The sequence below is a fragment of the Geodermatophilus sp. URMC 61 genome (assembly GCF_052931555.1).
Map to the genome: position 1 here is coordinate 5,248,294 of NZ_JBRFHZ010000002.1, position 17,389 is coordinate 5,265,682.

At 74.6% G+C, this 17,389-nt stretch carries 18 protein-coding genes and 1 pseudogene; 8 read left to right on the forward strand and 11 right to left on the reverse strand.

Annotated features, from left to right (window positions below; all coding sequences use genetic code 11):
• Positions 1-23 precede the first annotated feature (23 nt).
• From ACU610_RS24605 to ACU610_RS24625, 5 genes are all read right to left on the reverse strand, one after another.
• Positions 24-1,049, reverse strand: a complete 1,026-nt coding sequence (locus ACU610_RS24605; RefSeq protein ID WP_446770313.1) for a class I SAM-dependent methyltransferase — start codon at positions 1,047-1,049, stop codon at positions 24-26.
• A gap of 50 nt (positions 1,050-1,099) precedes the next feature.
• Positions 1,100-1,999, reverse strand: coding sequence for a hypothetical protein (locus ACU610_RS24610; RefSeq protein ID WP_446770314.1), 900 nt, complete (start codon positions 1,997-1,999; stop codon positions 1,100-1,102).
• A complete protein-coding gene (locus ACU610_RS24615) occupies positions 1,996-3,219 on the reverse strand; it encodes an inositol-3-phosphate synthase (protein WP_446770315.1) in 1,224 nt (407 codons plus the stop codon). The genes ACU610_RS24610 and ACU610_RS24615 overlap by 4 nt, the downstream gene beginning before the upstream one ends.
• A gap of 121 nt (positions 3,220-3,340) precedes the next feature.
• Positions 3,341-3,925, reverse strand: a complete 585-nt coding sequence (locus tag ACU610_RS24620; protein ID WP_446770316.1) for a GrpB family protein — start codon at positions 3,923-3,925, stop codon at positions 3,341-3,343.
• A gap of 10 nt (positions 3,926-3,935) precedes the next feature.
• Complete coding sequence (locus tag ACU610_RS24625; RefSeq protein WP_446770317.1) at positions 3,936-4,295, reverse strand: cupin domain-containing protein; 360 nt, start codon at positions 4,293-4,295, stop codon at positions 3,936-3,938.
• A gap of 180 nt (positions 4,296-4,475) precedes the next feature.
• Between ACU610_RS24625 and ychF the strand changes: the two genes are divergently transcribed.
• The gene (gene ychF / locus ACU610_RS24630) at positions 4,476-5,549 is read left to right on the forward strand and encodes a redox-regulated ATPase YchF (RefSeq protein ID WP_446770318.1); all 1,074 of its coding nucleotides are present in this window, start codon (positions 4,476-4,478) and stop codon (positions 5,547-5,549) included.
• A 19-nt stretch (positions 5,550-5,568) separates the two neighbouring features.
• Here the strand turns inward: ychF and ACU610_RS24635 are convergent, their stop codons facing one another.
• The 3 genes from ACU610_RS24635 to ACU610_RS24645 all read right to left on the reverse strand — a co-directional run bounded on the left by ACU610_RS24635 (position 5,569) and on the right by ACU610_RS24645 (position 8,531).
• Positions 5,569-5,907, reverse strand: a complete 339-nt coding sequence (locus ACU610_RS24635) for a tyrosine-type recombinase/integrase (protein ID WP_446770753.1) — start codon at positions 5,905-5,907, stop codon at positions 5,569-5,571.
• A gap of 355 nt (positions 5,908-6,262) precedes the next feature.
• A complete protein-coding gene (locus tag ACU610_RS24640) occupies positions 6,263-7,822 on the reverse strand; it encodes a hypothetical protein (protein ID WP_446770319.1) in 1,560 nt (519 codons plus the stop codon).
• 388 nt (positions 7,823-8,210) lie between these two features.
• On the reverse strand, positions 8,211-8,531 hold the full coding sequence (locus ACU610_RS24645) for a hypothetical protein (RefSeq protein ID WP_446770320.1): 321 nt from the start codon (positions 8,529-8,531) through the stop codon (positions 8,211-8,213).
• 150 nt (positions 8,532-8,681) lie between these two features.
• Here ACU610_RS24645 and ACU610_RS24650 point away from each other — a divergent pair, with 150 nt between their 5' ends.
• The 6 genes from ACU610_RS24650 (at position 8,682) to ACU610_RS24675 (ending at position 13,912) form a co-directional block, all read left to right on the forward strand.
• Positions 8,682-9,503: an SRPBCC family protein gene (locus ACU610_RS24650; RefSeq protein ID WP_446770321.1), complete on the forward strand. Its 822-nt coding sequence runs from the start codon at positions 8,682-8,684 to the stop codon at positions 9,501-9,503.
• Positions 9,504-9,622: 119 nt separating this feature from the next.
• Positions 9,623-10,600 carry a patatin-like phospholipase family protein gene (locus ACU610_RS24655; RefSeq protein ID WP_446770754.1) on the forward strand — a complete coding sequence of 326 codons (978 nt, stop codon included), beginning with the start codon at positions 9,623-9,625 and terminating at the stop codon, positions 10,598-10,600.
• Positions 10,601-10,689: 89 nt separating this feature from the next.
• On the forward strand, positions 10,690-11,721 hold the full coding sequence (locus ACU610_RS24660; RefSeq protein ID WP_446770322.1) for an aldo/keto reductase: 1,032 nt from the start codon (positions 10,690-10,692) through the stop codon (positions 11,719-11,721).
• Positions 11,722-12,024: 303 nt separating this feature from the next.
• Positions 12,025-12,351: a PspC domain-containing protein gene (locus tag ACU610_RS24665; RefSeq protein ID WP_446770323.1), complete on the forward strand. Its 327-nt coding sequence runs from the start codon at positions 12,025-12,027 to the stop codon at positions 12,349-12,351.
• A gap of 114 nt (positions 12,352-12,465) precedes the next feature.
• Complete coding sequence (locus ACU610_RS24670; RefSeq protein WP_446770324.1) at positions 12,466-13,164, forward strand: HdeD family acid-resistance protein; 699 nt, start codon at positions 12,466-12,468, stop codon at positions 13,162-13,164.
• Positions 13,165-13,288: 124 nt separating this feature from the next.
• The gene (locus ACU610_RS24675; RefSeq protein WP_446770325.1) at positions 13,289-13,912 is read left to right on the forward strand and encodes a hypothetical protein; all 624 of its coding nucleotides are present in this window, start codon (positions 13,289-13,291) and stop codon (positions 13,910-13,912) included.
• 14 nt (positions 13,913-13,926) lie between these two features.
• Here the strand turns inward: ACU610_RS24675 and ACU610_RS24680 are convergent.
• Together ACU610_RS24680 and ACU610_RS24685 are read right to left on the reverse strand one after the other, a co-directional pair.
• Positions 13,927-14,007: pseudogene (locus ACU610_RS24680) on the reverse strand (ANTAR domain-containing protein); the annotation flags it as partial.
• 12 nt (positions 14,008-14,019) lie between these two features.
• Positions 14,020-14,193 (reverse strand): hypothetical protein, encoded by a 174-nt coding sequence (locus tag ACU610_RS24685; protein ID WP_446770326.1) that lies wholly within the window; start codon positions 14,191-14,193, stop codon positions 14,020-14,022.
• Positions 14,194-14,481: 288 nt separating this feature from the next.
• Between ACU610_RS24685 and ACU610_RS24690 the strand changes: the two genes are divergently transcribed.
• The gene (locus ACU610_RS24690) at positions 14,482-16,764 is read left to right on the forward strand and encodes a putative bifunctional diguanylate cyclase/phosphodiesterase (RefSeq protein WP_446770327.1); all 2,283 of its coding nucleotides are present in this window, start codon (positions 14,482-14,484) and stop codon (positions 16,762-16,764) included.
• Positions 16,765-16,783: 19 nt separating this feature from the next.
• Here ACU610_RS24690 and ACU610_RS24695 read toward each other — a convergent pair whose 3' ends face one another.
• On the reverse strand, positions 16,784-17,323 hold the full coding sequence (locus ACU610_RS24695) for a PaaI family thioesterase (RefSeq protein WP_446770328.1): 540 nt from the start codon (positions 17,321-17,323) through the stop codon (positions 16,784-16,786).
• Positions 17,324-17,389: the final 66 nt, after the last annotated feature.

Genomic DNA, 17,389 nt, shown 5'->3' on the forward strand with positions numbered 1-17,389 from the left:
GCCACTGTGCAGATCTCGCGCGCTCACCACGCCTCCGGGAGGTCGACCAGCAGCCGGCGGCGGGCGGCGTCGGCGGGCAGCGGATCGGGCCAGCGGGAGGGCAGGTACGCCGAGCGCGGGCCGTACTCACCGGCGTAGCGCTCGCTCGGCCAGCGCAGCTCCCCGTCGGCGTAGAGCGGGTTGGGGCGCAGCGGCGGCAGCGGTTCGCCGAGGTCCACCGGCGCGGGGCAGCGCGGGTCGCCGGCCACCAGCGCGACGGCCTCGCTCGCGTGCAGGTCGGCGGCCGGGGCGGGGCGCGGCGGCCGGCCGGTGAGCAGCGCGTCGGTCAGCTCGGCGTCGTCGTAGAGCAGGTCGGTGCCGAGCACCGCGGCGTAGCCCTCGGGGGTCAGCGGCTCCCCGTGCGGGTCGGCGACGTGCGCGTGCCCGACGACGACGGTGCCGCCGTCCCCGGCGAGCGCGCGCATCGCCGCGGCCGCGGCCGGTTTGTCCCGCAGGAAGTAGAAGGCGTCGTGGCACAGCACGTAGGCCGGCGTGGGCACGCCCAGGTCGGGTACACCGGTCACGTCGGCGCAGACGTAGCGCGCCGTCGGGCAGACGAAGCGCCGGGCCAGCCAGAGCTTGGCCCAGACGACGTCGACGCCGACCAGGTCGGTGCAGCCGCGGCGGGCCAGCTCGCGCAGGTGGGTGCCGGTGCCGCAGGCGACGTCCACCACCGGCCGCCCGCCCGGCCAGTGCTGCTGCAGCAGGGCGAGCCCGGCCAGGTGGGTGGGGTCGGACCAGCGGTGGGCGAAGTAGTCGGCCACCCGGCCCATGCCGAGTGCGTCCATCGCCGCGCGCAGGGTGCGCGCGGCCGGCACGCGGGCCAGCTGCTCGGGCGGCGGGGGTGGCTCGGTCCACCAGTCGTCGGCGTCGGCCAGCAGCGCCACGCGGGCGCGGTCGACCTCGCCGTGCGCCAGCAGGCCGGCCACCTCCGCGCGCAGCTCGTCGCGCCCGGCCCGGGCGTACGGGATGCCGTCGACCACCGGGACGGCGGGGGCGGCCGTGCTCACCGCGTCACCGTTCGCGCCCGCGCGGCGGAGCCGCCAGGTCGACCACCCGCTCACAGTCCCGCCGCCGCCAGGACGTCGAGGTGGAAGGCCTGCACCGGCCCGGCGTGCACGAGCTCGAGGTCGTCGAGCGCCTGCGACGCGGTGAACGCCGCCGCGCGCGCGTGGTGGTGCACCTGCAGCACCCGGTCGAGGACGTCGGCGGCGTGGAAGGCCTGCGACTCCGGTGCACCGGCGTCCGCCCGCAGCCGCAGCACGCGGCGCAGCCGCTCGGCCAGCGGGCCGGGCAGGGCGGCCAGCTCGTGTTCCTCCAGCGTCGTCACCACCCGGTCGAGCGCCGAGCCGAGCAGCACCTCGCCGGCGAACCCCGCGTCGGGCAGCACGACGTTGTGCAGGTGGTGGGCCAGCCCGACGAGGAACGGCGCGACCGGGTCGGCGCCGAACACCGGCGCGACCAGCACGCCGTAGACGGCGACGGTCAGGCAGTGGTCGCCGTGGCTCTCCGGCGGCTCGACGATCACCCGCGGCCTCCCCGGGGCGGTGGCACCGGCGCGCGGCTGCCGGTTGAGCGCGGCGACCAGTGCGGGCGGCTGCGACGCCGGGACGGCGAGCGGCAGGGCCTCGCGCAGCCGTACCCGCAGATCGTCGTCCAGCGGGCCGGCGACCTCGTCGAAACCGCGGCGCAGCCCGCCGAGCGCCTCGTCGTCGGTCAGGCCCGCCGTGCGCAGCACCGTGCCGTCGATGCCGGCCAGCCGGGCGCGGGCCACGGCCGCCGCCGTCTCCGACAGCGCGACCGCGGCCGCGTCCTCACCCGCGACCAGCCGCCCCCAGGCGCGGGCGAAGGCCTGCTCGGCCAGCGACCCGGGGGCGTCGGCGACGCGGACCCGCTTGGCGTCGCCGACCTCGGTCAGCAGCGGGCGGAGCGCGGCGAGGGCGGGAGAGCCGCCCGTCACCGGCCGGCCGGCACGCCGGCGACCCAGTCGAGCAGCACGCGCTCCTGCCGGTGCAGGGCGTGCTCGGGGGTGCTGCCGTCCGGGGACATCGGCGCCTTGAAGAACCAGCCGAACTGGGTCTGGACGCCGGCCTGACCGCGCTGCTGGGCCAGATCGGTCAGCCGGGCCAGCTCGATGGCCAGCGGGGCGGCCAGGATCGAGTCGCGGCACTGGAAGTCGACCTTGACCTGCATGCGCTGACCGAGGAAGCCGACCAGGTCGATGGCGTCCCAGGCCTCCTTCTGGTCGCCGCGCGGGCGGTAGTAGTCGATCCGCACGACGTGGTCCTCGACCGGGTAGCCGAGGATCGAGTCGAGCACGCTGCCCTTGGTCTGCAGCTTGCTCGACAGCGAGTCCGGGTCGTCGAGGGCCTGGCCGTCGCGGTTGCCCAGGATGTTGGTGGAGTACCAGCCCTCGACGGTGAGCGAGCGGCTGCGGAAGGCCGGCGCGAGCACCGTCTTGAGCATCGTCTGGCCGGTCTTGCCGTCCTTGCCGGCGACCGGGACACCGCGGCTCTCGGCGAAGGCGACCAGCGCGGGGACGTCGGCGGCCAGCGACGGCGTGAAGTTGACGTAGCCCACGCCCTCGGCGATCGCGGCGTAGGCGTAGACCATCGCCGGGGTGATGGCCCGGTCGTCGGCGTCCAGCCCGGCCTCGAAGGCCTCGATCGTCTGCAGCGCGGGCGCCTCCGGGTCCGGCCAGCGCTCGGTGGAGGCCAGGTTGACCAGCACGAGCCCGTCGAGGTCCTGCTGCTCGCGGAACCGGCGCAGGTCGGCCCGGACGGCGTCGACCTGGGCGCGGCGGGTCTCGGCGAGCACCACGTTGCCGCCCGTCACGTTGCGGCAGAAGTCGGCGTCGCCGGCGGCCGGCCACGGTGTCACCGAGGACAGGTGCGGCCCCGCCTGCTCCAGCTGGTGCGAGTCGAGGACGCCGTGCAGCTCGGCGGCCTTGCGCAGATCAGTGCCGTCGAGGTCCCAGCCCCCGACGACGAGGTCGGCGTACGAGGCCATCCCGGTCGCCTCCTCGAGGGGACGACCCCCGACCTCCAGCCCCGCCAGGGGCAGCCCGGCCGTGTCGCCCGCACCGTTGCGGAGCAGTTCCAGCCCCGCCACGGCGGTCGTGGCGACCGCTCCTCCGAGGCCGACCAAGGCCATCCCGACCCGACGTGGTGCAGCGGACACCGGATCCCCCTCGCACTCGACACCATGACGCGCGACCTACCGTGGCACGGGTCACAGGAGTCCGCAGCGCGAACCTGGAATCAGTCCAGAGATGGAGTCGGGTCCAGGATCGGAGCGGCGGTCACGGCGCCGGGGGCTGGCGGCCCGCTGTCCGGGCCCGTGCGATGACCGACTCGATCACGTCGCCCTTGGCCGCGGCGTAGTGGTTGACGTCCGTCCACAGCTCGCCGGCGAGCTCCTCCTTGCGCGCCTGGTACCGAGCGCGGTCGGCCGGGTCCGCGCGCAGCTGCTCGCGGAAGAGGAGGCACCGGTCGACCTCGGGGTCGTCGGCGGCCCAGACGTGGACGTTCGCGTCGGGGCCGCTGCCCTCGGGCACGACCAGGCACCGGTGTCCGGGCTCGCGGATGTGGAGCCGGTAGCCGGCGGCCTCCAGGCGGGAGACGACGTCCGGGTCCTCCGGGTCGTCGACGGTCACCAGGACGTCGACGCGCGGCTTGGCCCGCAGCCCTGGGACCGACGTCGACCCGATGTGCTCGACGCGCAGGGCGTCGCTGCCGAGGGCGGTGCGGATGCGGGCCTCGTGCGCGGCGAACTGCCGCGGCCAGTCGGGGTCGGGGTCGACGAGGACGACCCGCTTGGGCGTGGTGTCGCGCGGACCCACGACGACGCGGTCGAGGTACTCGTCGTCGAGCGGCCTCGGGGCCATGCGTGGCTCCTCACGCGAGCCGGCGCACGGCGGTCAGCGGACCGGGGGAGTCCCCGGTGTTGACGGTCGCGCTCGGCTCGACCAGGAGCACCTCCGCGCCGTCGGGGGAGAACGGCTGGTGTGGTGTACCCCTCGGGACGACGTAGAGCTGGCCGGGGCCGAGGGTGACGTCACCGTCGTCCATGCGGATGCTCAGGGAGCCGGAGAGGACGAGGAACACCTCATCGGTCTCGGGGTGGCTGTGTCGGGTGAACTCGCCGTGGGTCCTGACCACCCGCACGTCGTAGTCGTTGAGGACGGCGACCGTGCGCGGCTGCCAGGGCTCGTCGATCCGGGAGAGGACGGCGGCGAGGTCGACGGGGCCGGTCATGCGGACATGGTCCTCCCCGCGGCGACCTCAGCGCGGCTCGGCGGTCCGGCGCGCTCGGCCGGCTCACCTGCCGCGGCCCGCTCGTCCACGACGGGGCGTCAGCCGCTTCGCCAGCCGGAAAGGAAGGGGCCCTCCCGGGGCGGCGGGCCGGCTTCGGGGAGCCCCGTAGGCTGGACGTCCGTGAGTCTCACCATCGGCATCGTCGGGCTGCCCAACGTCGGCAAGTCGACGCTGTTCAACGCGTTGACCAAGAACGACGTCCTGGCGGCGAACTACCCGTTCGCCACGATCGAGCCGAACGTCGGCGTTGTCGGTGTGCCGGACCCGCGCCTCGACGAGCTGGCCAGGCTGTTCTCCTCGCAGAAGACCATCCCGGCGACGGTGTCGTTCGTCGACATCGCCGGCATCGTGCGCGGCGCCAGCGAGGGGCAGGGGCTGGGGAACAAGTTCCTGGCCAACATCCGCGAGAGCGACGCGATCTGCCAGGTGATCCGGGTCTTCACCGACCCCGACGTGGTGCACGTCGAGGGCAAGATCAGCCCGGCCGACGACATCGAGACGATCAACACCGAGCTCGTCCTGGCCGACATGCAGACGCTGGAGAAGGCGATCCCGCGGCTGGAGAAGGAGGCTCGCAAGGACAAGGAGCGGGCCGCGCTGCTCGACGCCGCCCGGGCCGCGCAGACCGTGCTCGACGAGGGCAAGACCCTGTTCTCCGCAGGCGTCGACCCGGAGCCGCTGCGCGAGCTGACCCTGCTGACGACCAAGCCGTTCCTCTACGTCTTCAACGTCGACGAGGAGGAACTGGCCAACGAGGAGCTCATCTCCGAGCTGCGTGCTCTGGTGGCCCCGGCCGAGGCGATCCTCATGGACGCCAAGATCGAGGCCGAGCTCGCCGAGCTGCCCGAGGACGAGGCTGCTGAGCTGCTCGCCGGCATCGGCCAGGAGGAGCCCGGCCTGCACCAGCTGGCCCGCATCGGCTTCGCCACCCTCGGCCTGCAGACCTACCTGACCGCCGGCCCCAAGGAGGCCCGCGCCTGGACCATCCCGGTCGGCGCGACCGCCCCGCAGGCTGCCGGTGTCATCCACACCGACTTCCAGCGCGGCTTCATCAAGGCCGAGATCGTCTCCTACGACCAGCTGATCGAGGCCGGCTCCATGCAGGAGGCCCGCGCCCGCGGCTGGGTGCGCATGGAGGGCAAGGACTACGTCATGCAGGACGGCGACGTCGTGGAGTTCCGCTTCAACGTGTAGGTGACGGTATCTCCGCAGGTCAGAGGCTCGGCGAGGTGGCCGGGTCCGCACCCAGCCCGCAACTGTCCGCGAAGAGTTCCTCGGCGGTGGGCCAGAGGTGGCTGCAGGTGTTCAGCGTCGTGGTGGCGCTGGCGTGCCCGAGGGCCCGCTGGACGGTGACGACGTCGCAGCCGGAGGCGATGAGCCCGGACGCGTAGAAGTGTCGCAGGTCGTGCAGCTTCACGCCCGTGAGGCCGGCCGTGGCGAGCGTCGTCCGCCAGCGGTGGCCGACGGTGTTCTGGTGCGGCGGCTGGCCGGCGCCCCCGGTGAAGAACCAGGTGCCCTCCGGGCAGGGGGCGGCGACGTGCCCGGCGAGCAGTCCCGACGCTGCGGCCGGAGGACGCCGACATGCAGATCCGGCCGTGGTCGGACCCGGAGGACTTCAACACCGGGTACGTCCTGCGCTCGCAGCACGTGCTGTTCAAGCAGGGCGACCGGGAGCCGTGGACCCCACATGCCGGAGCACGCAGAGGAGATGGAACTGCTGCCCGAGGCCGACCTCGACGACGGGACGCTCGTCCACCGCTGAGCCCGGCTGTCGCAGGGCGGGCGGGGGGATGGAGACACCCGCCCGCCCTGCCTGTCCCGTCGTCGCCTGCCGCGGAGCACACCTCACCTGCACCGGCGTGGACGGCGGGTCGGAGCCCGCAGTGGCCGCTACGGCTGCGCCGTGGTCAGACCCGTCCGGCGGGACCGTCGTCCGACTTGGTGGGCGGGATCAGCGGGTCCGGCAGGGGAGCGTCCGTCCCGACGGGGCCGCCCGTGCCCGACGCCGGCGGAGGTGGCGTCACGACGACGTCGACCTCCTCGACGACGAGAGCCTCGACGTCGACCGTGTCCGTGCCGGTGCCGGTGCCGGTGCCCGCGCCCGTGCCGGCCCCGGTGCCCGTGCTCGTGCTCGTGCCGGCACCGGTGCCCGTGCCGGTGCTCTGCCGGTCGGCCCCCCGCCCGGACAGCTTGTCGATGCTCCCCTGCAGGGGCGCCGGAGCGGCGGCCCTGACCTGCTCGACGGCCTGCTGGACCTGCGGCCGCTCCATGAGGCCGGCCGCGGCCTGCCTGATCTGCTCGTACCGAGCCCGTCCGGCGCGCGCACCGAGCACGTACCCGACACCGAAGCCGAGCCCCAACGACAACCTGCCCATGACTCTCCTCCAGCCCTTCTCCAGTCGTTCACCGGTCTCGGCCACCACCTCGGGCACCGCCTCGGCTGCCGCTCCCACCGCGAGCACGGCACTCAGACCCGTCCGGCCGGCACGCACGGCGCCGGCGGCCACCCGCGGCACGGCCGCCCCGACCGCCGAGGTGGCCGCATCGGTCGTCCTCAGGGCCGAGTCCGTCCCGGCGCGGGCGGCACGCCAGACCGCCTGCCCGGTCTCGGCCAGCAGCGGTACGAGCCGCGCCGTCGCCTCGTCGGTGTAGGTCCTCGCCGCCGTCGCCGCCGTCTCCGCCGCACGGCGGACCGACTGGGCACCTGCGGACGCACCACGCCGCGCCAGGACGCCGGAGGCCTCCACCACGGGTCCGGCCGCCGCTGCGGCCTGCACGACCCGAGCGCGGGCGGCGGCTGCGCCGGCGAGCGCGCGCTGCGCGGCCGACCTCGGCGGGGGAGCCCCGCGCCGCAGCAGGCGCACCGATCCCAGGGGTGACCCCCGGCGCAGGCGTACCGCCGCTACGACGGCGGCCGCCAGGCCCGCGAGCAGGGCCACGGCGGCCGCCACTCCGCGACCGCGCCGTGCGGTGCCGCTGGCGACGGACTGGCTGCGGGCCGTGTCCGGTTCGGGCCTGGCTGGCTCGGTGTCGCTCGGCTCAGCGACGGTCGGCTCAGGGATGATCGGCTCGGTCTCGGCCAGCTCGGACGCGGTGGACTCGACCTCGGTCGGCTCGGCGTCGGCGGTCGGCAGGAGGCTGTCCGAGGTGGCCGTCGAGTACTCGATCCCGTAGTGCCGGTAGAGCTCCGCCTCCTGGTCCTGGGACAGCTCACGCGCGGGACCGAACCGTGGCGCGCCGTCGGCGTCGGCCCGGGTGACCGTCACCTGGACCCGGCTCCCGTCCCCCGTCGCGTCGAGGAGCGGGACCACCACGGTCACCTCGTCGCGTTCGGCGTACAACCACTCCGGCAGCCCGGTCGCCTCGTCGGCCAGCAGAGCGGCGCACACCCCGATCTCGGTGCCGTCGCGGTCGACCACCGTCCGGCCGACCCAGTCCCTCGCAGCGTCCCGATCGGGCAGTGTCATGGTGGCCTCCTGTCTGAGCGGCCGGACGACCGGGCCGTCGTGCGACGGCCGTCGCCCGCAGCTACCCAGCAGGTGGCGCGCCAATCCGCACCGTCGGTCGGAACCGCCACCGGTCCGGCCGCTCAGGACGCCAGCGGAACTCGCGGACCACTCCGCGCGGCTCTGCTCGGCGAGGGCCGACGCCGATCACCCACCCCGGCAACCGTCCGGTTCGGTGAGTCGAGGCACGACAACCCGACGGTGTGCGCGGGTGCGCAGTCCGCAGCCCAGGAACGGCGCATCCGCGCAACCGTCGTCGAGGCGTCGGCCGGTGAGGGCGGGACCGACCGAGCGGTCCTCCGGAGCCCACGTCCGCCGACGAGACGTTCCCGCGGGAACGTGGAGCCGCTCAGGCGGCCAGCGGGTGGTGGTGGCAGCGGCCACCGGTGGTGGCGCGGGCGCCGCAGGGCGCGCCGGCCTTGGTGCGACCGCCGCTGTCACCGCAGCGGGCCGGAGCGGCGGCGGCCGGCGTGGCGACCACGGGAGCCACGACGGCCGGGCGGGAAAACGGCAGGACGACGGCGCCGTGCTCCTCGACCGGAGCGGCCGGGGACGCAGCGACGGGAGCGGCGGCCGGCACAGGGTGCGCGGCGCGGCGGTGCAGGACCGTGGCGGCGGTCGACCCGGCGAGGAAGGCGGCGAGGGCGGTGGCGACGTGGCTGGCGCGCATGCCCGCCTCATCGGCGGACGACGTCCCCGGCGCGAACCCGGGAGTCACACGTGTCCCGCACGCCGCAGCACGCTCACGAGTGACGTGCATCACCTGCTGCGCCCGGGGGTAGCCGGGGTGTCCATTGCCCGCGACGAGGGAGGACCAGCGATGACGACCAAGGTCGAGAGGTCGATCCAGGTCGACGTACCGGTGAACCAGGCCTACAACCAGTGGACCCAGTTCGAGGACTTCCCGCACTTCATGGGCGGGGTCAGGGAGGTCCGCCAGCTCGACGACCGGCGCCTGCACTGGGTCGCCGAGATCGCGGGCGTCCGCCGGGAGTGGGACGCCTCGATCCTCGAGCAGGAACCGGACCGCAAGGTCGCCTGGGCCGCGACCAGCGGGGCCACGAACGCCGGCGCGGTCCGCTTCGAGCCCGCCGGCCCGAGCTCGACGATCGTCTACCTGACCCTGGAGTACGAGCCCGAGGGTGCCGTGGAGCAGGTCGGCGACAAGCTCGGCATCGTGGAGCGGCAGGTCGACTCCGACCTGAAGAAGTTCAAGGAGCTGATCGAGGACGAGGGCTACGCCACCGGTGCCTGGCGCGGCTCGATCAACGAGGACCTCGACGTCGGCACGCCCGGCGTCGGGGACGCCGTCGGCTCGCACGGCGACAGCGGCAAGGCCGGGGTGTCGGGCAAGGCCGTCGCCGCCGGTGTCGCGGCCGTGGCCGGCGTCGCGGCAGCCGCAGGCGCGGCCGTGGCCTCGTCGAAGGGGAGTGAGCGCGAGCAGCAGCCGGAGGGCGGCGTGCGCCAGCCCCAGGAGGTCACCGTCGTCGAGCAGCCACCCCCCGACGTGGTGCGGGACGACGCGCTGACCACCGAGTCCGACCCCGCGGGCTACACCGCGCCGTCCTCCACCGAGGGCGTCGAGCAGGGAGTTCGGGACTCCGGCGACGACCCCATGATCGGGGGCGGCAGCCGCACCTGAGCCCAGCGGTCGGTGGAGGCGAGCGCGACGCCGCCTCCACCGACCGGTCCGATACACGGCGAGCCCCGCCCCGAGGGGTCGTCGCGGACCTGGGAGGGGCCTGGCACGCTCGATGCGTGATGCACGTCGGCTTGGTGCTGGGCGGTGGCGGCGTCGTGGGTCAGGCGTACCACTCGGGCGTGCTCGCGGTGCTCGAGCACGACTTCGGCTTCGACGCACGCACGGTCGACGTGATCGTCGGGACGTCGGCCGGCTCCATCACCGGCACGCTGCTGCGGCTGGGCGTCTCGGCCGAGGACCTCGCCGCCTGGACGGTGAAGGCCCCGCTGTCGGACGAGGACGACGTCCTCCGCCACGTGGCCGGCACGCCCGTCCCCGAGCTGGCGCCCTTCAACCCGCTGCACCTCCTGCGCCGGCCCCTGCGGCTGCCGGGGCGGCACATGGTGCAGCGGGCGCTGACCCGACCGTGGCGGTTCCGGCCGTTGGCGGCCGGCATGGCCCTCATCGCGCCGGGACGGCACGACGTCGCCGAACAGCTGGCCGCCCTCCGTGAGCTGGAGGGACCGCAGTGGCCGGAGCCCGACCTGTGGATCTGTGCTGTCCGCAGGCGCGACGGTCGCCGGGTCGTGTTCGGCCGCCCGGGTACGCCCGAGGTGCCGGTCCACCAGGCTGTCGCGGCGTCCTGCGCCGTGCCCGGGTACTTCGCCCCGGTCCAGATCGGCGGTCACCAGTACGTCGACGGCGGGGTGCACTCGCCCACCAACGCCGCGGTGCTCCGCAGCCGGGGGCTGGACATCGTCATCGTCATCTCACCGATGAGTGGACCCGCGGGCTGGCTCCCCGACGTCTACGCGGCCTCCCGCCGGCACGCCGCACGCCTGCTGAAGCACGAGGTCAGGGCGTTGCAGCGGGCGGGCGTCCGGACCGTCGTCTTCGCTCCCGGTGCGGCCGAGCAGCGGGCCATGGGCAACGACATGATGTCGCGGCACGACCTCAACGGGGTCATCCAGCAGTCCTTCCTGACCGCCGGCGCGTACGCCGCCACCCCGGAGGTCGCGGGCCTGCTCAGGGCGGCAGTCGACCGGCGGAGCGGCTGACACACCACCGCGGCGGCCTGACCTCGAGTGGTGGCCGCGCGCGTGCTGCGGCAACGTCGCGCGGGACCCCGGGGAACAGGAGCACCGTCGTGGAGTACCGCACGCTCGGCCGCAGCGGCTGCGCGGTCTCGGCCCTCGCCCTGGGCACGATGACCTTCGGCGCCGAGACCGACGAGGCGGGCGCGCACGAGCAGCTCGACCTGTTCGTCGAGGTCGGCGGCACGCTGGTCGACCTCGCCGACGTCTACTCCGCCGGCGCGGCCGAGGAGATCACCGGGCGCTGGCTGGCCTCCCGCCCGGCCGACGTCCGCGACCGCGTCGTCCTCGCGACCAAAGGCCGCTTCCCGATGGGCGAGGACCCCAACGCCCTCGGCACCTCCCGCCGCCACCTGCGCCGGGCCCTCGACGACTCCCTGCGCCGGCTCGGCGTCGACCACGTCGACCTCTACCAGCTGCACGCCTGGGACCCGCTGACCCCGCTCGAGGAGACCCTGCGCTTCCTCGACGACGCCGTCTCCGCCGGCAAGATCGGCTACCCGGGCCTGTCGAACTTCACCGCCTGGCAGGTGCAGAAGGCCGTCGACCTCGCCGAGCACCAGCACCTCGCCGTCCCGGTCACCCTGCAGCCGAGCTACAGCCTGCTCGTCCGGGACGTCGAGTTCGAGATCGTCCCCGCCTGCCTGCACAACGGCCTCGGCATGCTGCCCTGGGGCCCGCTCGGCGGAGGCTGGCTGTCGGGGAAGTACACCCGCGCCCAGCGGCCCGAGGGCGCGACCCGGCTGGGGGAGGACCCCGGCCGCGGCATGGAGGCCTACGACCGGGTCGGCTCCCGGCAGCGCACCTGGGACGTGCTGGAGGTCGTCCAGGACGTCGCCGAGGCCCGTGGCGTCTCGATGTCGCAGGTCGCGCTCGCCTGGCTGCTCGACCGGCCCGCCGTCACCTCGGTCATCCTCGGGGCCCGCACCACCGGGCAACTGAGCGACGACCTGGGCGTCGTCGGCGTGACGCTGGAGCCGGAGGAGCTCGCCCGGCTGGACGCGGTCAGCGACCCCGGCCGCGCCGACTACCCGTACGGGGACATCGGCGCCCAACAGCGCAGCCGGACGCCCGCCGGCCCCTGACCTCCGGGGCCGGCACGTCGAGCCGGACGACGACACGGTCCCGCGCCGGCCCGGCGGCGACCAGCTGGTCGGCCCACTCCCGCACCGCCGGGGTCACGCCCCACCACGGGTGCAGCAGCAGGACGCCGGCGCCCCGGCCGGCCCGGACGTCGTCACGCGGTCGCTCGTCGGCACCGCCGCACCGTGGCCACGCGTGCCCACACCCCGAGCCGGGACGAGGGACCACCCCGATGCCCAGAACGGGGGTCCGATCGGGGCGTTCCCCGGTACCCGCGCCGTCCGGGCGGGGCCACGCTCGTCCCCATGACGAACGCGATCCCGAACCACTCCACCCCTCCGCCGGCCCGCCCGGAGCTGCGTCGCAGCGGCACCGACCGCTGGCTCGGCGGCGTCTGCGGCGGCCTCGCCGAGTACAGCGGCATCGACGCCGTCCTCTGGCGAGTCGGCATGGTCGGCCTCACCGTCGCCGGTGGCGCCGGTGTCGTCGTCTACCTGCTCCTGTGGGTGCTGCTGCCGTCGGCGCCGCTGCCTCCCGACCGCCGTCCCTCCGTCCTGGACGGGCTCGTCGAGCGGCTGCACACCGCCCTCGTCGGCACCCGCTCCGGCCCCGCGCCTGCCGACCACGCCTGAGGCCCGACACGGGGACGTAGGCCCGTGGTCGCGGGCGTCCCCCGCGCGGGAGGCTCTCCCCGGCCGTGGACAGCGGCATGACCGGCATGCCGCGGACGACCGTCGGAGGACGTCATGGACGGCGGAGGACGTACAGCCCTGCGGGACACCGGAGCGGTGCTGCTGCGGGAATCGGCCCGGTACTGGTGGGTGATGGTGGTCGCGGGGGTGGCCTGGTTGGTCGTCGCCTGGTTGGTGCTCCGGGCCGACGTCGGCTCGCTCGCGGCCGTGGGGGTGCTGATCGGCTGCGTCCTCCTGGCCGCGGGGGTCAACGAGGCCGGCCTCGCCTCCATGGTGGACGGCGGTTGGAGGGTCCTGCACTACGTCGTCGCCGCGCTGTTCGTCCTGGCCGGGCTGTGGGCGTTCCTCCGGCCGATCAACACCTTCTTCGCGCTCGCGTCGGTGCTGGGCCTGGTCCTCTTCCTCGCCGGCGCCTTCGAGATCGCCCGCGGGGTCGCCTCGCGCCGGGAGAACCCGTACTGGTGGATCGGCCTGGTCAGCGGGGTGCTCCTGCTGCTGCTCGCCGTGTGGGCCTCCAGCGCCGACCCGGCGGCGACCATCGCCCGCCGCACCTTCCTGATCTTGTTCTGGGTCGGGGCCATGGCGCTGCTGCGTGGGGTCACGGGCATCGTGCTGGGCTTCGCGCTGCGCCACCTCGGCACCACGGCGGCCCGAGGGGACGAGGGCCCGGGGGACGTCGACGTCGCGGCCGTCGTCCCCAGCCAGGAGCGGCGGGGGACGGCGCCCCGCGAGGAGCAGGTGCCTCGCAGCTGACCCCGAGGCCCCTGAAGCGGGGAGGACACGGGGGGCACCGGGGCCGTCGACCGGCGCGGACGGCGTCCGATGGGACACGATGACGCCCGACCACCCACCCCTGGACCCGTACGGGAGACCCGACGTGACCGTTCCGCCCGGACCGCTGCAGCCGCCCGCCCCGATGGTCGTGCCGGCCTTCTTCGTGCGGCAGCGGATCACGCTGATGGTCAACCGCTACGAGGTCGTCGGGATGAACTCCGACGGCTCCGAGGGGCCGCTGCTCGCGTTCGCGGAGCAGAAGCGCATGAAGCTCAAGGAGGAGGTCGTCTTCTACGCCGACCCCTCCAAGAGCCGCGCGGTCTTCCGCTTCAAGGCGCGGCAGCGGCTCGACGTCGCGGCGGAGCACGACGTCTTCGACGAGTACGGCACCCCGCTGGGGTACTTCCGCAAGCAGTTCGGTGCCAGCCTGTTGCGCTCCACCTGGGACCTGTCGACCCCCACCCTCAACGCCGTCGGCCGCGAGCGCCGGCAGTCGATCGCCGTCCTGCGCCGGGTCTGGGACTTCATCCCCTACCTCGGCGAGGTCTGGGTGCCGTTCGTCTTCCACTTCGACTTCGTCGACACCGCGACCGGCGCCCCGGTGATGACCAGCGAGCGGCAGAAGGCCGTCCGGGACCGCTACACCGTCACCGTGCCCGACCCGCGGCTCGACTTCCGCGTCGCGGCCGCCATGGCCGTCGCGCTCGACGCGCTGCAGAGCCGCTAGTCCAGCACGCCCTTTTAGATGACCTCCTCGGCCACCAGGCGCAGCTTCACGTTGCGCCGGTTGCTCACCTGACGCAGGCACTCGAACGCGGCCTCGTCGGTGAGCCGTCAGGTGACCATGAGGATGCCGACGGCCATGCCGATGCGGCGGTTGCTCTCCAGTGCCGCCTGCAGGTTCTCCGACTGCCGGCTGACGCTGTCCAGGTTGTGCCGCAGGCGGTCGACCTCGGCGGTGAGGCTCCGCATCGCGTCGGCGTGCCGGGTCGCCGCGTCCCGCGGCACGGGTGTTCCGGACCCCTGGTCTCCGGGCCTGGGCGTGCCGGTCGTCATCGATCCCCCGATGCCAGTCGTCGCTCGTCGGCTTCGTTGCCGGGTGCCGACTGTTCGACGCCTGACCGGACCGCTCGGGGAGCATAACCAGTCGGTCACGCCGCACCGGGAGGCCCCAGGGTGGGCACCCAGCGTGGCCGCCCGTACGCTCGGTGACCGTTCCTCTCCTTTTAGTGAGGCAGGCCCGGTGCTCCCGGCCGTGGGGTGAAGGCCCGCCGCCGGGTGACCGATGCTGTCCTCGTGGTCGGAGTCCTCACGCGCGCCCGGCGTGGCCGCACCCGGCAGTCGGTCGACCGGCCGCTGCGGGGCGTCCGCGTCTGCGCCGCCGTCCTGGCGTCGGCCTACGTGCTGTCGCTGGCGACCCACGGGCTCGGGGGCGCCGGTGTGCTGGGCGACCTGGCCGTCGGCGGCAAGTGGGTGTTCCTCGTCGGGCTCACCGCGCTGCTGGTCCTGCGGGCGGTCACGGTGCGGGAGGACCGCGGCGCGTGGTTGCTGTTCGCCGCCGCCGTGGGCTCCTACACGGTCGGCGCGCTGGGCTACGCCATCGCCGACACCGGGCCCGGACCGGTCGTCCGCCCCGCCTGGTTCGACGTCGCCTTCGTCGGCTTCCACCCGCTGGCCTGCGCCGCGCTGTTCCGGCTGCTCCGGACACGGGCGCCGCGGCTGACGTCGAGCATGTGGCTCGACGCCGTCGTGACCGGGTTGACCGCTGCGGCGTTCGCGTCGGCGTTCGCCTTCGGCCCCTACCTCGACCTCGCGCTGCGCGGCGCCGTGCTCATCGCCGCCTACCCGGTCGCCGATCTGCTGCTGCTGGTGCTCATCGCCGGCGCCCTCGTCGTCATCGGTCGTGGCGCCGATGCGGCCTGGTGGTGGCTCACCGCCGGGACGGCGCTGTTCGTGCTGACCGACAGCCTGTACGCCTTCCACGTCGCGCACGGCACCTACGTCGTCGGCGGCCCGCTCGACGTGGGCTGGGGGCTGGCCTTCCTCTGCTACGGGCTGGCCGCCTGCCAAGGGCCCCGACCGCCCAGGCCCGACCAGCTGCGTGGCGTGCGCGCGCTCGTCGTCCCGGGGCTGTGCGCCCTCGCCGCGCTGGTCCTCCTGCTGCTGGGCTACTCGCAGGACCACGACCCACTGGCCGGCGCGCTCGCCTTCGGCGCCGTGGTGGCCGCCCTCGCCCGCACCGCGCTGACCTTCCGCGAGGTCCGGGCGCTGGCCGACAGCCGGCACCAGGCGCGCACCGACGAGCTCACCGGCCTGCCCAACCGCCGCCAGGTCTTCGAGACCCTCACCGCAGCCGACGCGCGGATGGCGGCCGGCGGCGGCAGCACCGCCGTCCTGGTCCTGGACCTCGACCGGTTCAAGGAGATCAACGACTCACTGGGCCACGGCGTCGGCGACGCGCTGCTGCGCGAGGTCGGGCCGCGGTTGGCCGGGCACCTGCGGTCCGATGACCTGCTGGCCCGCCTGGGCGGCGACGAGTTCGTCGTCCTGGCGGCCGGCCTGGGGGAGGACGGCGCCCTGGCACTGGCCAGACGGCTCTGCGCCACGCTCGAGCGGCCGTTCCACCTCGCCGGCATGGCGCTGAGCGTGGAGGCCAGCGTGGGCATCGCCCTCGGCCCGCGGCACTCCCGGCAGGCCCAGGAGCTGCTGCAGTTGGCCGACCTGGCCATGTACGCGGCCAAGGCCGGCCGCAGCGGCCCGGTGGTCTACGACGACGAGCGCCACGGTTCGGGCCGGCACCGCCTCGAGGCGATCGCCCAGCTGCGGCGAGCCGTCGACGAGGGCGAGCTGGTGCTGCACTACCAGCCGAAACTGGACCTGGCGACCGGCCGGGTCGACGGCGTGGAGGCGCTGGTGCGCTGGCAGCACCCCGAACGTGGGCTGTTGTTCCCCGACGCCTTCATCGAGCTGGTGGAGTCCGCCGGGCTCATGGCGGCGCTGACCAGGCGGGTGCTGGACACCGCACTGGCGCAGCGGCGGGCGTGGTCCGACCGCGGGCGCGAGCTGACCGTCGCGGTCAACGTCAGCCCCTCGAACCTGGTCGACGAGGGCTTCCCCGACGAGGTGGCCGGGTTGCTCGCGCGGCACGGCGTCCCCGCGACCGCACTGGTGCTCGAGGTGACCGAGAGCCTGCTCATGGAGGACCGGGAGCGCGCCGTCCGCGTCCTCGCCGGCCTGCGCGAGGCCGGCGTCGGCGTCGCCATCGACGACTACGGCACCGGCTGGTCCAGCCTCGCCTACCTCGCCACCCTGCCGGTGACCGAGCTCAAGCTCGACCGCACCTTCGTCGGCGCGATGACCGGCAGCGACCGGTCGGCGTCGATCGTCACCTCGACCCTGCAGCTCGCGCACGCCCTCGGCCTGGTCTTCGTCGCCGAGGGCGTGGAGGACCAGGCGACCGTCGACGCGCTCGCCGCCCTGGGCTGCGACGTCGTCCAGGGGTACCAGCTCAGCCGGGCGCTGCCGCCCGAGCGGCTGGAGGCGTGGCTCGAGGCCAGGACGGCGACCCCGGTCGGGTGAACCCGTCCCGGGCGGACGGTCAGCCGGCGAGGGGGAAGACGAGCAGCGAGCTGGTCGCCGTCGCCACCGTCCGCCCGGCGGCGTCGCGGACCTCACCCTCCGCGAAAGCCACCCGCCGGCCGGGCTTGACGACCGTCCCGATCGCGGTGAGGGGGCCGCTGCCGGTGTGCACCGACCGCAGGTAGCTGACCTTCAGCTCGATGGACGTGTAGCCGACGCCGCGGGGGAGCGTGGAGTGCACCGCGCACCCCGCCACGGTGTCCAGCAGCGTGCAGACCAGGCCGCCGTGGACGACGCCGATCGGGTTGTACATCGACTCGTCCACCGCGCAGGCGAACTCCACCCGACCCTCGGCGACCGAGACGACGTCCATCTGGAACAGCCGGGCGATCGGCGGCGGCGGGAGGACGCCGTTCCGCAGCGCCTCCAGCGTCTCGAGCCCGCTGCGCTCCATCGCCCCGGCGGCCACGACGAACGGGTCGTGCCAGGTCACCGTCCGCGAGCGGGGCTCGCCCCAGCCGTCGGGCGTCGTGGAGAGATCCGTCTGTCCGGTCGTCACCGCGCTAGGTTCGCACACCGAACCCAGCTCTCGCCAGCCGGGCCCGGAACGCGCCGGAGGGCGGGG